Annotated in this window: 13 protein-coding genes; 10 read left to right on the top strand and 3 right to left on the bottom strand. The window is 58.9% G+C overall.

The genetic code is table 11. The annotated features are described in order from the left end of the window. Positions 1 to 88 precede the first annotated feature (88 nt). Together lipA and ABLN94_RS08640 are read left to right on the top strand one after the other, a co-directional pair. Positions 89 to 1,039, top strand: coding sequence for a lipoyl synthase (gene lipA / locus ABLN94_RS08635; RefSeq protein ID WP_170487352.1), 951 nt, complete (start codon positions 89 to 91; stop codon positions 1,037 to 1,039). Beyond that, positions 1,036 to 2,193 carry an amidohydrolase gene (locus ABLN94_RS08640; RefSeq protein WP_352991608.1) on the top strand — a complete coding sequence of 386 codons (1,158 nt, stop codon included), beginning with the start codon at positions 1,036 to 1,038 and terminating at the stop codon, positions 2,191 to 2,193. The genes lipA and ABLN94_RS08640 overlap by 4 nt, the downstream gene beginning before the upstream one ends. Here the strand turns inward: ABLN94_RS08640 and hpt are convergent. Next, positions 2,180 to 2,722 (bottom strand): hypoxanthine phosphoribosyltransferase, encoded by a 543-nt coding sequence (gene hpt, locus ABLN94_RS08645; RefSeq protein ID WP_170487356.1) that lies wholly within the window; start codon positions 2,720 to 2,722, stop codon positions 2,180 to 2,182. The genes ABLN94_RS08640 and hpt overlap by 14 nt on opposite strands. Positions 2,723 to 2,794: 72 nt before the next feature. Here hpt and ABLN94_RS08650 point away from each other — a divergent pair, with 72 nt between their 5' ends. Continuing rightward, positions 2,795 to 3,241 carry a type II toxin-antitoxin system RatA family toxin gene (locus ABLN94_RS08650; RefSeq protein WP_352991609.1) on the top strand — a complete coding sequence of 149 codons (447 nt, stop codon included), beginning with the start codon at positions 2,795 to 2,797 and terminating at the stop codon, positions 3,239 to 3,241. 37 nt (positions 3,242 to 3,278) lie between these two features. Beyond that, positions 3,279 to 4,574, top strand: a complete 1,296-nt coding sequence (locus tag ABLN94_RS08655; protein WP_352991610.1) for an MmgE/PrpD family protein — start codon at positions 3,279 to 3,281, stop codon at positions 4,572 to 4,574. Here ABLN94_RS08655 and pyrC read toward each other — a convergent pair. Continuing rightward, positions 4,571 to 5,608: a dihydroorotase gene (pyrC, locus tag ABLN94_RS08660; protein WP_352991611.1), complete on the bottom strand. Its 1,038-nt coding sequence runs from the start codon at positions 5,606 to 5,608 to the stop codon at positions 4,571 to 4,573. The two genes, ABLN94_RS08655 and pyrC, sit on opposite strands and share 4 nt — an antisense overlap. A gap of 136 nt (positions 5,609 to 5,744) precedes the next feature. On the opposite strand from pyrC, the gene ABLN94_RS08665 reads away from it, so the two are divergent. Both ABLN94_RS08665 and ABLN94_RS08670 read left to right on the top strand, forming a co-directional pair. Continuing rightward, positions 5,745 to 6,653, top strand: coding sequence for an AAA family ATPase (locus ABLN94_RS08665; RefSeq protein ID WP_352991612.1), 909 nt, complete (start codon positions 5,745 to 5,747; stop codon positions 6,651 to 6,653). Continuing rightward, positions 6,653 to 7,909 (top strand): vWA domain-containing protein, encoded by a 1,257-nt coding sequence (locus ABLN94_RS08670; protein WP_352991613.1) that lies wholly within the window; start codon positions 6,653 to 6,655, stop codon positions 7,907 to 7,909. Before ABLN94_RS08665 ends, ABLN94_RS08670 begins: the two co-directional genes overlap by 1 nt. A 3-nt stretch (positions 7,910 to 7,912) precedes the next feature. On the opposite strand, the gene ABLN94_RS08675 is transcribed toward ABLN94_RS08670, so the two are convergent. After that, positions 7,913 to 8,413 (bottom strand): hypothetical protein, encoded by a 501-nt coding sequence (locus ABLN94_RS08675; RefSeq protein ID WP_170487368.1) that lies wholly within the window; start codon positions 8,411 to 8,413, stop codon positions 7,913 to 7,915. Between the two features lie 233 nt (positions 8,414 to 8,646). Between ABLN94_RS08675 and ABLN94_RS08680 the strand changes: the two genes are divergently transcribed. The 4 genes from ABLN94_RS08680 to ABLN94_RS08695 all read left to right on the top strand — a co-directional run bounded on the left by ABLN94_RS08680 (position 8,647) and on the right by ABLN94_RS08695 (position 13,677). Then, on the top strand, positions 8,647 to 9,615 hold the full coding sequence (locus ABLN94_RS08680) for an XdhC family protein (protein ID WP_352991614.1): 969 nt from the start codon (positions 8,647 to 8,649) through the stop codon (positions 9,613 to 9,615). Further along, the gene (locus ABLN94_RS08685) at positions 9,612 to 10,610 is read left to right on the top strand and encodes a molybdopterin-binding protein (RefSeq protein WP_352991616.1); all 999 of its coding nucleotides are present in this window, start codon (positions 9,612 to 9,614) and stop codon (positions 10,608 to 10,610) included. Before ABLN94_RS08680 ends, ABLN94_RS08685 begins: the two co-directional genes overlap by 4 nt. 140 nt (positions 10,611 to 10,750) lie before the next feature. Beyond that, positions 10,751 to 11,236, top strand: coding sequence for a (2Fe-2S)-binding protein (locus ABLN94_RS08690; RefSeq protein WP_352991618.1), 486 nt, complete (start codon positions 10,751 to 10,753; stop codon positions 11,234 to 11,236). Between the two features lie 80 nt (positions 11,237 to 11,316). Beyond that, complete coding sequence (locus ABLN94_RS08695; protein WP_352991620.1) at positions 11,317 to 13,677, top strand: xanthine dehydrogenase family protein molybdopterin-binding subunit; 2,361 nt, start codon at positions 11,317 to 11,319, stop codon at positions 13,675 to 13,677. Positions 13,678 to 13,726: the final 49 nt, after the last annotated feature.

Consider the following 13,726-nt stretch of genomic DNA (forward strand, 5'->3'; position numbering starts at 1 on the left):
TTATGGCAGCTATGCACGGGTGGTGTAGCTAAACCCAGCACATTATATTATGCCAAAGCAAATTGACCCAAAGTCAGGAAAGCAAACTGTGCGTGATCTCAAGATCCCCGAGCAACGTCATCCCGAAAAGGCGCATCGCCAGGACAATGCGCAGCCGAAAAAGCCCAAGTGGATTCGCGTAAAGGCGCCCGGTGGCAAAGGCTATGCCGACACGCACAAGATCATGCGTGAGAACAATCTGGTTACGGTCTGCGAGGAAGCTGGTTGCCCGAACGTCGGCGAATGCTGGAGTCAGGGTCACGCCACCATGATGATCATGGGTGAGATTTGTACCCGCGGCTGTACCTTCTGCAATATCGCCACCGGTCGCCCGGATGATTTGGACGCGTTTGAACCCGGCCGGGTGGCGCACGCAGTGCAAAAGCTTGGGCTGAACCATGTGGTCATTACGTCTGTGGACCGCGATGACCTAACAGACGGTGGCGCCGAGCATTTTGCGCAGACCATCCGCGCGGTACGTCATCGCTCGCCCAAGACGACGATCGAAATTCTGACACCAGACTTCCTGAAATGTGATCCTTCGGTTCTGGAAGTTGTGGTCGAGGCGAAGCCGGATGTGTTCAACCACAACCTCGAAACCGTCCCCGGTCTGTACCCCGAGGTTCGTCCCGGTGCGCGCTATTTCCACTCGCTGCGACTGTTGCAGCGGGTCAAGGAACTGGACCCTTCAATCTTTACCAAGTCGGGCATTATGGTCGGTCTGGGTGAAGACGAACAGCAAGTTCGTCAGGTCATGGATGATATGCGCGCGGCCGATATCGACTTCCTGACTATCGGTCAGTACCTGCAGCCGACGCCGAAGCACCACGGGGTTGATCGATTTGTCACGCCCGAGGAGTTCGCGTCCTACGAGAAAGCCGCCTACGGAAAAGGTTTCCTGATGGTGTCCGCGACGCCTCTGACCCGGTCTTCTTACCATGCGGGTGACGACTTTGCGCGTTTGCGCGATGCTCGTCAGAAAAAGTTGGAGCAAGGGTGACACCTGAGACGGTTGCTCAGTTGACGCGCCTGCGTCACGAATTGCATCAATCACCTGAACTCTCCGGTCAAGAGAAGGAAACAGCGGCTCGCGTTGCAGGCGAATTGCGTGCCCGTGGTGCGGATCAAGTTTTGACCGGCATTGGCGGGCATGGTGTGGCGGGCGTATATGACAGCGGCCGGGTTGGTCCGACTGTTGCCATTCGATGCGAACTGGACGGGCTGCCTATTCAGGAGCTGTCGGATGTAGCCTATGCCTCGCGCGTTCCCGGCAAGGCGCATTTGTGCGGGCATGACGGGCATATGGTGACAGTTTTAGGTGTCGCCGATCATCTCAGCCAAAATCGCCCCGAAACGGGCCGGGTTATTCTGGTGTTCCAAGCGGCCGAGGAAACCGGGCAGGGCGCTGTTGCCTATCGGTCTGATCCAAAGTTCTCGGAAATCGCCCCCGACTATGTTTTTTCCTTGCACAACCTGCCGGGGCTGACGCTGGGAGAGGTGCAACTTTGCGAGGGTTCTGCCAATTGCGCCTCGCGCGGGATGAAGATTGTTCTGACCGGTAAGACCTCGCACGCGGCAGCGCCGCAGGATGGGGTGTCTCCGGCAGGAGCTTTGTCCGCTTTGATGCCGAGTTTTGCAACGCTCGGGCAAGGTGGTCTCCTGAACGCAGAATTTGCCTTAACCACAGTAACGCATGTCAGCCTTGGAGAGCCGACCTTTGGTGTGGCTCCCGGCCGCGCTGAGTTATGGGTGACCTTGCGCACGGTGGCAGATGAACGGATGCAGCATCTGATGGCCGAGGCTGAAGCGCTGGTAGCGCAGGCTGCGCGCGATCAGGGACTTGGGTACGAGATCACCTATGAGGATGTATTCGAAGCTTGCGTGAACGCGCCTGAAGCCGTCGACATTCTGAACCGATCCTGCGCGGATACCGGCGTGCTCTGCGAACTGACGACGAGCCCGCAAAAGTTTTCGGAAGATTTTGGACAGTTCGGCAAAGGGTCCAAAGCGGCGATGTTCTGGCTTGGGTCGGGCATCAATCAGCCGCAACTGCACAACCCGGACTTTGATTTCCCTGATGCGCTGATCCCGGTTGGTACCGGGATTTTCCTAGCCGCCATTCAACAGGTGTTGGGGCCGCTCACTCCTCGGTAAAGCGAACTTTGCCGATAAAGGGCAGGTTACGGTTACGCTGCGCGTAATCGATGCCGTAGCCCACGACAAACTCGTCCGGAATCTCGAACCCGATCCAGTCGGACCGGAAATCAACCTCGCGTCGGCTGGGTTTGTCCAGCAGGGCGATGGATTTTAGCCGCGCGGGTTTGCGGCTTTGCAGCAGCTTGGTCACGTGGTTCAGCGTGTGGCCGGTGTCGACGATATCCTCGACGACCAGAACGTCCCGCCCTTCAATCGCGCCTCGCAAGTCTTTAAGAATACGCACTTCCCGGCTGCTTTCCATCGAGTCGCCGTAGGAAGACGCCTCAAGAAAATCTACTTCGATCGGCAAGTCCAACTCGCGCACCAGATCGGCGATGAACACGAAACTGCCGCGTAGCAGGCCGACGACAACCAGCTTGTCGGTGTCAGCGAACTCGGTGCTGATCTCGCGGCAAAGCTCTTCGATCCGGGCGGCGATGGCCTTGGCCGAGATCATCTCATCTATCACATATGCACGTTCGCTCATCGCTGCCCCCTTGATCTTTGGCGCGCAACATACGAAATCACGCGCCATTGTCACCTGTTAATACCGGACACCATGCCTACTCATTCGGAAACCCGCCACCTGCCTTATTCGGCTCAGCAGATGTACGACCTGATTGCGGACGTGGCGAAATACCCCGAGTTTCTGCCCTGGTGTGCTGCGGCCCGTATCCGCCGAAGCTATGCCGCAGGAGAGGCGCAGGTGATGGAGGCGGACCTGGTAATATCGTTCAAAGTGTTCCGCGAGCGATTCGGCAGCCGGGTGACATTGTTCCCCGATCAAATGAAGATCGATACCGAATATCTGGACGGCCCGTTCAAATACATGAAATCCGACTGGCACTTTGAGGACGCACCCGACGGAGGCTGCAACGTGTCCTTCCACGTGGACTTCGAATTCAAGAACGCAATCCTGCAGGGCATCATCGGCGTTGTCTTCAACGAGGCCATGCACCGGATCGTGCAGGCGTTCGAGACCCGTGCCAAGGAATTGTATACCTAGGCCTTTACCCGTGATTGCCGGGCGTTAGACTGCGCCCATGAGCGAATTTTCCACATCTTTGGCCGCGTTCGCTGCAGGATCTGTCGAGACGACTTTGCAAACGCGGGTCGTTACTTCTCTGTCCGTTCTGGATTGGATCGCCGTGGGGCGGGCCGGAGTTGACGAGCCAGTCTCACAAACTGTTCGCGACCTTGTATTGAGCGAGGACGGTGCGGCGCAGGCCCATCTGTTTGGTGGCGGGGCTGCCCCGTTGCGTGGGGCGGCATTGGTCAACGGCACGGTGTCTCATGCACTGGACTATGACGACACGCATTTTGCCTATATCGGACATCCGTCGGTTGCGGTTCTGCCTGCTGCTTTGGCGCTGAGCGAATGGGACGATCGCATATTGGTCGATTTCCTTGAAGCAGCTCTGGTGGGCATGGAGACCTCGATCCGTGTCGGCCTGTGGCTGGGCCGCAGCCATTACCAAGGTGGATTCCATCAAACTGCGACAGCTGGTGCGTTTGGAGCTGCAGTGGCAGCGGGGCGTATTCTCGGATTTGACACGGATCAGATGTGCAAAGTTCTGGGTCTGACAGCAACCCGCGCAGCGGGGCTCAAGGCACAGTTCGGGACGATGGGAAAACCGTATAATGCAGGTCTTGCGGCCTCTGCTGGTGTTGAGGCCGCTTTGTTGGTCGCCAAAGGGTTTGAGCCCAATAGAGGTGCGCTGGAAGGGCAGTACGGTTTTGGTGCGACCCACAAGGGTGAAGGAGACGCTCAAACAGCATTGGACGGATTGGGTGAGAAATGGCTGTTCGAAAACGTCAGCCACAAGTTCCATGCCTGTTGCCATGGTCTGCACGCCGCGCTTGAGGCGGCGCGTAATCTGGATATTGCGGAACCCGAAGTGGCCGAGATCAAAGTGAAAACCAATCCTCGCTGGATGAGCGTGTGTAACCAGATGTCTCCTACAACGGGGCTGGGCGCCAAGTTTTCGTATCGGACTGTGATCGCCATGCAGGCGCTTGGCTATGACACGGCGCTACCCGACAGTTACTCGGAAAAGGTTTGCGCCGATGTGCGTCTGAAGTCGTTGCGGGACCGAGTCGCGGTTGAGGTTGACGATACTTTGTCAGAAACGCAGGCTCATCTGACCTTGCTGCGCCGAGACGGCGCGCGGCTAGAGGCGACGCATGACTTGTTGGCACCCATGACCTTATCGGACCGCGAGGACCGTGTGCGCGGAAAGGCCAACAAGCTGATCGGAAGTGAAGAGGCGGACGCGATCTGGTCGATGCTGCGCACCGGTGGCCGCGCCCGCGATCTGGCTAAGGTACTGGCGGACTAAACCACACGCCAGTGGAGCGGGAATCCGGGCTCGAACACCGTCACTGGTCCGTCGCCGGTTTCAATCTTGTTTGGGTATTCGACGGGGGCGCCCTTGGTCAGAGTGATCGTTTCTTCGTTCACCGGCAGACGATAGAACGCCGGCCCATTCAGTGACACGAACCCTTCCAGCTTGTCCAAGGCGCCTTCGCGGTCGAACATCTCGGCCACCAGAGACATAGTGTTCGTCGCGGTGAAACACCCGGCGCAACCGCAGGCCATTTCCTTGTTGTCATCGGTATGCGGCGCGCTGTCTGTGCCGAGGAAATAACGCGCATCGCCCGAGGTCGCAGCGGCCAGCAGCGCCAGACGGTGTTCCTCGCGTTTGGCGACAGGCAGGCAGTAGTAGTGCGGTTTGATCCCGCCAACCAGGATGTGGTTGCGGTTGATGATCAGGTGATGCGCTGTGATGGTCGCGCCCAGATCGGTTTCGTTGGCTTTTACATAGTCCACGCCGTCCCGCGTCGTTATATGCTCCATCACCACACGCAGGCCCGGAGTAGCCTTGCGGATTGGATCCAACACGCGGTCGATGAACACAGCCTCACGGTCGAAGATGTCGATCTCGGGGTCGGTGACTTCGCCATGGACGCACAGAGGCAGGCCGATCTCGGCCATTTTATCCATCACCCGGCGCACATTGTTGAAGTCCTGCACACCCGAGGCTGAGTTGGTCGTCGCCCCCGCGGGGTAGAGCTTCACCGCTTTGACCAACCCGCTGGCATGGGCGGCGGCCACGTCCTCGGCATCGGTGTCTTCGGTCAGATACAGCGTCATCAGCGGCTCGAACGTCATACCGTTGGGCAGGGCGGCCATGATGCGGTCGCGATAGGCCGCGGCCTGATCACCGCGCACAACGGGTGGCACGAGGTTTGGCATGATGATTGCGCGACCGAAATGGCGCGCAGTTTCGGGCAGGACGGCTTGCAACATCGCGCCATCGCGCAGGTGCAAGTGCCAGTCGTCGGGGCGGCGGATCGTGATGCTATCGGTCATGGCGCCTCCGCTAGCACACAGGCCGCGCGCGGGAAAGACCTTGTCAACGGATCAGAACGCCGTAAGTCCCGGAAAGACAGCAGTCTTGACGCACGCGCGTTGCCGTGACCTGTTGTGGCGAGGGAGAGAGGTATACATGACACAGCCAGATTCTATTGACGCCGTTCAAAAAATGCTGGGCGCGCAGGGCTATGTCTGCGGCCGGGCTCTGGCGACCGTCGTGTTCCTGTCGTTGAAATTGGGACGACCGTTGTTTCTGGAAGGAGAGGCCGGGGTCGGCAAGACCGAGATTGCCAAAGCACTGGCGGCAGGGCTGAACCGACGCCTGATCCGGCTGCAATGCTACGAAGGGCTGGACGCATCATCGGCCGTGTATGAATGGAATTTCCCTGCGCAGATGGTAGCGATCCGAACCGCAGAAGCATCCGGCGGGGCCGACCGAGGTGCATTGCAGGATGAACTGTTCTCGGACGATTACCTGATCGAACGCCCACTGCTGCAAGCGATGCGCCCGGACGAAAACGGTGCACCTGTTCTGCTGATCGACGAATTGGACCGCACAGATGAACCGTTTGAGGCATTCCTGCTGGAAGCCTTAAGCGATTTTCAGGTTACCATCCCCGAATTGGGTACGGTCCAAGCCGCCGAGCCGCCCGTCGTAATAGTCACCTCGAACCGCACGCGTGAGGTGCATGACGCGCTGAAACGCCGCTGTTTGTATCACTGGGTAGATTACCCGGATTTCGACCGCGAGATCGAAATCCTACACGCCCGTGCCCCTGAAGCGGCCGAGGCGCTCAGCCGCGAGGTGGTTGCTTTCGTTCAACGCCTGCGCACCGAGGACCTGTTCAAAAAGCCCGGCGTGGCCGAGACCATTGACTGGGCCAAATGCCTACTGGCGCTGGACGTGATCAACCTCAGCCCCGAGGTGATTGGAGATACTCTGGGAGCGATCCTGAAATACCAGGACGACATTCAGAAACTTCAGGGGTCCGAGGCAAAGCGGATTCTAGACGAGGCGAAGGCGGATCTGGAACCGGCCTGATGGCGGAACAACTCCCGCTGCATATCCCCGATGACCCGAAGCTGGCGCAGAACATCACACATTTTGCGCGTGCATTGCGGAAGGCAGGTCTTCCAATCGGAACCGTGCGGGTCGTTGACGCGATCCGAGCCGTACAGGCGGCCGGGTTTACGGAAAAGCGGGATTTCTACTGGACCTTGCATGCCTGTTTCGTGAGCCGCCCGGAACATCGTACTGTTTTCGCGCAAGTCTTTCGTCTCTATTGGCGCGACCCGCGGTATCTCGAGCATATGATGTCCATGATGCTGCCCGCAATCCGGGGTGTGCAGGAGGAGCGCAAAGTCGATGCTGCCGAAAAACGCGCGGCAGAGGCTTTGCTGGACGGGGTGGAGCGCGATTTACCCGAAGCAGTGGAGCAAGAAGATGAGACAGAGTTGGAGATTGATGCCTCGCAGACGGCATCCTCCGAAGAACGCTTGCGAAGCCTGGATTTTGAGCAGATGAGCACAGCCGAAATCGCGCAGGCGAAGCGTGCGCTGGCACGATTGACACTGCCGGTGAAACCCATCGACTCCCGCCGGGGGCAAGCCAGCCATCTGGGTCACCGGATCGACCGTGCTCGCACCTTGCGTGCCGCGATGCGTCAGGGCGGTGAGATGCGCGATATTGCACGGCTCAAACCTAGACCGCGCTGGCCTAATCTTGTGGTGCTCTGCGATATCTCGGGGTCAATGAGCCAGTACAGCCGGATCATTCTGCACTTTTTGCACACTGTTTCTAATGCCAAAGGGGCCGGTTGGGCCAAGGTGCATGCATTTACCTTCGGCACACGCTTGACCAACATCACTAGGCACTTGCAGCAGCGCGACGTGGACGCGGCGCTCGCCGCTGCTGGGGCCGAGGCGCAGGACTGGGAGGGTGGCACGCGGATTGGCGAATGCCTGCACGCTTTTAACCGCGACTGGTCTCGCCGGGTCATGGGGCAGGGAGCGGTGGTGCTGCTGATTTCGGACGGGCTGGACCGGGGTGACCCCGAGGCGCTGGGGAAAGAAATGGAGCGGCTGCGCCTGTCGGCGCGCCGTCTGATCTGGCTCAACCCGTTGTTGCGTTGGGATGGCTTCGCGCCCAAGGCGCAAGGCGTTGCTGCGATGCTGCCGCATGTCGACAGTTTCCGCGCGGGGCACTCGATTGCGTCTCTCGAGGATCTGGCTGCCGTTATCTCGAAACCCGACGATGTGGGTGAGAAAGCGCGGCTGATGACCGCGCTTTCGGGGTGAATATTAGCTCAGCTGTTCTTCATTACATTTGCGCGCCATTTCCATGGCTTTGTAGGTGCCGGTCAGATCGACGGTGAAGGCAAATTCCTTCTCGGGGAACACGACCATAACTTTCTGCTTGGCGATATCGTCCGCGAACTGAGGGTCATCTGACAGAACGTACCCGCCGGAATAGCCTTTGGTGATGTTGCCTTTCATGCCGGTGGCTTCGCCCAGATAGATGTTGTCGCCCAACAGGATCGCCACGGCTTCCTTCTCGCCGCGTTTGATGTCTGTCTTGGCTTTGGTGAAGACGCCCACATAGCCGACACCGCGATCCTCGGTCAGGCCCATCTGAACCACATTTTCGGCGCTGTCCACAGCCTCAATCAGGCAGGATTTCTTATCCTGATCGATGAAGACTTTCCATCCTTCGACTTCTCCATAACGCAAGAACGTATCCGCGCTCACTGCCGTTGATGCCAGCAGGCCGATTGCCATTCCAAGTGAAAAAATGCGTTTCAAAGTTCTGTCTCCCTTATGAAAAAGTAATATGCGCATACCAGAATGCACCAGTTGCGCATGTAGGCTAGAATCAGGTTCATGGACAATCAATCCTTTGCGTAAACTGCGAAAGTCCGGGCTAAATCGAGCCGACACATCGTTTTTTCACACCTGCGCCAGCTGTTGAGAGCAGAGGTTCCTTTTCATCCCGCCAAACCTGCTTATGTTGGGGCAGAATGCGCCCGGAGGGTTCCATGGACAGATTCGACGACAGCCCGGAAACAGCACTGCGTTGGTATAGCGACGGCAAACCGACCGCATTGGCCACGGTGGTTGAGACATGGGGTAGCGCCCCACGCCGGGTTGGTGCTCAGCTGGTTATCGGAGGGGATGGTCGCATCGAGGGTTCTGTCTCGGGCGGTTGCGTCGAGGGCGCGGTCGTGGTCGAGGCACTGGAGGCGATCGATGAAGGCGAAGCGCGCCTGCTGGAGTTCGGCGTCAGCGACGAGGACGCTTTTGCTGTGGGTTTAGCTTGTGGCGGCACGATCCGTGTTCTTGTTGAGCCGGTGGGTAAGGTACTGACTGAACCCATGTTGCGCGAACTGGTCCAAGCTCGCGCCCGGCGTGAACCTGTCGCTTATGAAGTGAATATCGAAACCGGCCACCGGGCCTTGCGCCGCAATGCCTATCCGGAGAGGCTGCGCATGGACCGTTCGGGGTTCGAAGAGGACGGCCAGACCTTCGTTGCGGTCCATAACCCTCCGCTACGGTTGATCATTGTTGGTGCGGTGCATATCGCGCAGGCGCTGGTTCCGATGGCGCGGATCGCCGGATATGACCCTGCCATCGTGGACCCGCGTGAGGCGTTTGCTTCAAACGAGCGCTTTCCCGGTGAGACGATCCTGACCGACTGGCCGGACGAGGCCGTGGCTAAGCTTGGAATGGATTCGCGCACTGCCGTGGTTCTGTTGACCCATGACCCCAAACTGGATGATCCGGCACTGCAATCCGCTTTGCAGGCCGGGGTGTTTTATATCGGCGCGTTGGGCTCAACGCGCACCCATGCCAAGCGGGTGGCCCGGATGAAAGAGGCAGGCTTTACTGAGGCCCAAATCGCGCGCATCCACGGCCCGATAGGCCTTGATATCGGTGCAGCGGGCCCGTCAGAAATTGCAGTGGCTATTCTGGCGCAAATGACAGCGGTGTTGCGAGGTAAGGCGTGAAGTTCGGCTCGGTTCCCGTTGATCAGGCAGCAGGATCCATCCTCGCGCATTCTGTGCAGGCCGGTGACAAAAAGTTGCGCAAGGGCATCAGCCTTACCGCCGAGCATCAGGAGCAACTGGCCGCAGCAGGATACAGCTCCGTCACGGTTGCCCGGCTTGAGCCGGGCGATTGCCACGAAGACAAAGCAGCCGAGATGCTGGCCGAGGCTCTGGTTCCTGATCCCTCCGCTGCTGCGTTGCGGGTGACGAAGCCGGTAACCGGTCGTGTGAACTTGCTGGCGGACGGGCCGGGCGTCGCCGTTCTGGACGTCGCCGCGTTGGAGGCGTTCAATCTGGTCAATCCGATGATTACCGTCGCCACCGTGCCGCAATATCAGCAGATGGGTGCGGGTAGTATGGTCGCTACGATCAAGGTCATTTCCTACGCCGTTCCGGGTGGTGATGTTCTTGAAGCCTCCCGACTGGCGCAAGGGGCTGTTCGTCTAGCTACACCTATCTATCGCAAGGCCGGGTTGGTTGTGACTGATATTCCTGGCGGGCCGCCAAATGAGAAGGGCATCGCAGCAATCCGTGGCCGTGTCGAGGCCTTGGGAATGGAGATGCCCGACGTGCGCATCGTCCCTCACCAGACCGAAGCACTTGCGACCGCAGTTGCCGAAACGAAAGGGGATGTAGTGATGATCCTCACTGGCTCGGCCACTTCAGACGAAATGGACGTCGCCCCCGAGGCGGTGCGTGCCGCGGGCGGACAGGTGGGCCGTTTCGGCATGCCGGTCGATCCGGGCAATTTGCTGTTCATAGGGTCGCTGGGGCAGAAACCGGTGATCGGGTTGCCAGGATGTGCGCGGTCTCCCGCACTGAATGGGGCAGACTGGGTGCTGTCGCGTGTTGCGTGTGGGATCAGAACCGGCGCTGCAGATATTGCCGGGATGGGCGTCGGCGGGCTGCTCAAGGAAATCCCGACCCGACCGCAGCCCAGAGCATCGCGGCGATAATTTGCCTTCCTGAGCCAACGTTATACCTATGAAGACTGACCAAGTGACCTGACCAATTCACTCGCTAAATATTTTTGTTCTCAAACAAATTTTCCCGTGTTTAACTCTGCGCAGGGAGAGTTTCATTTTGGGAGGAACATATGACACAGGTCTCAATGACCGTGAACGGAAAATCCGTGAGCGGTGATGTCGAGGGCCGGACGCTGCTGTCCAGCTTTCTGCGTGATCACCTGTCACTGACCGGAACCCATGTGGGCTGCGATACCGCGCAATGCGGCGCGTGCGTGGTGCACGTGAACGGTGAGGCGGTCAAATCCTGCAACATGCTGGCGCTAGAGGCTGATGGGGCCGAGGTCGGCACGATCGAAGGTCAGGCGAACGCGGATGGTTCGCTGAACGCGATCCAGCAGGCGTTTCAGGATCATCACGGTCTGCAATGCGGGTTCTGCACGCCGGGCATGGTGATGAGCGCAGCAGCGCTGCTGAAGGATAATCCGCGCCCGACCGAGGCCGAGATTCGTAAGTACCTCGAAGGCAACCTGTGCCGCTGCACCGGGTATCACAACATTGTCAAAGCGATCATGGCCGCATCCGGTCAGGACGTCAGTAGCATCGCTGCTGAATGATGCCACTGCGGGCGTAAGAGGAGACGCCCGTGGGATGACAAAGGGTGCACCAGCATCCGTTTATGGGAGGAGAACAAGCAATGCCCAAAGACAGTGGCATCGGAGCCAGTTCCAAGCGGCGTGAAGACGTACGCTTTCTGACCGGAGCGGGCAATTACACCGACGATATTAACGTACATGGCCAGGCATATGTGCATTTTCTGCGATCCGACATCGCGCATGGCCGGATCAAATCCGTGGACACTTCGGCGGCTGAAGGCATGCCTGGTGTGGTGAAAGTGTTCACCGGTAAAGATTTCGAAGGCGTGGGAGGGATGCCTTGCGGTTGGGAAGTCACCGACAAGCACGGTGCGCCTATGCAGGAACCGCCGCACCCCATTTTGGCACAAGGCAAGGTCCGCCATGTGGGTGATCCCATCGCAGCTGTTGTGGCCGACAGTTTGGAGCAGGCCCGCGACGCTGCCGAGGCGATAGATCTCGATATTGAGGAACTGCCTGCCGTCATGGATATGAAAGCCGCTGCGCAGGATGGCGCGACGCTGGTTCATGACGATTTAAAAAACAACATCTGCTATGACTGGCAGCTGGGCGAAACCGACGACGCCAAGGTCAACGAGGTGTTCGCCAATGCGGCTCATGTGACCACGCTGGATCTGGTAAACAACCGCTTGGTCGCCAACCCGATGGAACCACGCGTCGCCGTGGCCGAGTACAAGCGCGGGACGGATGAGTATACTCTCTATACTACATCGCAGAACCCGCATGTGATCCGGTTGTTGATGTGCGCGTTCGTGCTGGGGTTGCCCGAGCACAAAGTCCGCGTGGTCGCTCCGGATGTGGGCGGCGGATTTGGCACTAAGATCTTTCACTATGCGGAAGAGGCATTCTGTACCTTCGCTGCCAAGGCCTGTGGCCGTCCGGTCAAGTGGTCGTCTAGCCGGACCGAGGCGTTCATGTCGGATGCCCATGGTCGAGACCATGTCAGCACCATCGAACTGGCGCTGGACGCGGACAACAACTTCATCGGTCTGCGCACCAACACTTACGCCAACCTGGGCGCGTATCTTTCAACCTTCTCCAGCTCGGTTCCGACCTGGCTGCATGGCACACTGATGGCGGGTAACTACAAGACGCCGGTCATTCAGGTGAACGTTAAGGCGATGTTCACCAACACGGTGCCGGTGGACGCCTATCGCGGCGCCGGTCGCCCCGAGGCGACGTTCCAGTTGGAGCGAGTGGTAGACAAGGCCGCGCGCGAGTTGGGTGTCGATCCCATAGCGCTGCGTCGTCAGAACTTCATCACCGAGTTCCCCTATGACACACCTGTGGCGCTGACTTACGACACTGGAAATTACAATGGGACAATGGACAAGCTGGAGGCTGCCGCCGATCTGGCAGGCTTTGCAGCGCGGCGTGCCGAAAGCGAGGCCAAAGGCAAGCTGCGCGGTCTGGGCATCAATTGCTATATTGAGGCTTGTGGTATTGCCCCTTCGAACATCGTCGGCATGTTGGGGGCCCGCGCGGGTCTATACGATGCGGCAACCGTTCGGGTAAACGCCACCGGTTCGATCAGTGTCATGGTCGGCGCGCATAGCCACGGGCAGGGGCATGAGACCGCCTTCCCGCAGGTCGTGGCCGACATGGTCGGTATCGACGAGTCGATGGTTGAGATCGTGCATGGCGATACATCCAAGATTCCGTTCGGAATGGGCACCTATGGCTCTCGGTCTTTAGCGGTTTGTGGCTCGGCCATGGTCAAAGCGACCGAGAAGGTGATCGAGAAGGCCAAGCGGATCGCGGCGCACCTCTTGGAAGCGTCCGAGGCGGATATTGAGTTGAAGGACGGCCAATTCAGCGTGGCAGGCACCGACAAGTCGGTGGCTTGGGGCGATGTGACCTTGACCGCTTATGTCCCGCACAATTATCCGCTGGAAGTCGAACCTGGGCTGGAAGAGACCGCCTTTTATGACCCGGCCAACTTTACCTTCCCGGCAGGAGCCTATGCCTGTGAGGTCGAAGTGGACCCGGAAACTGGTCAGGTCAGCATCGAAAAGTTCACAGCAGCGGATGACTTTGGCAACATAGTCAATCCGATGATCGTTGACGGTCAGGTGCATGGCGGGATCGGTCAGGGCATCGGTCAGGCTCTGTTGGAGAACTGCGCTTATGACGAATATGGCCAGCTGCTGAGCGCCTCCTATATGGATTACGCGATGCCGCGGGCCGATGACGTTCCGTTCTACGAGGTCGACCATTCCAGCCAGACACCCTGCACGCATAACCCTCTGGGTGTGAAGGGCTGTGGTGAGGCCGGTGCAATTGGGTCTCCGCCTGCTGTGGTAAACGCTGTGTTGGATGCGCTGAACTCGGGTGGCAAGGCGGTCGATCACATCGACATGCCGATGAGCCCGTCGCGCGTTTGGGCTGCGATGAATAGCTGAGTGGAGAGGGCGGACCGGGGGGCAGCTCCCGGACCCCCAAGATATTTAC

The organism is Ruegeria sp. SCP11 (genome assembly GCF_040329455.1).
Classification (GTDB): domain Bacteria; phylum Pseudomonadota; class Alphaproteobacteria; order Rhodobacterales; family Rhodobacteraceae; genus Ruegeria; species Ruegeria atlantica_E.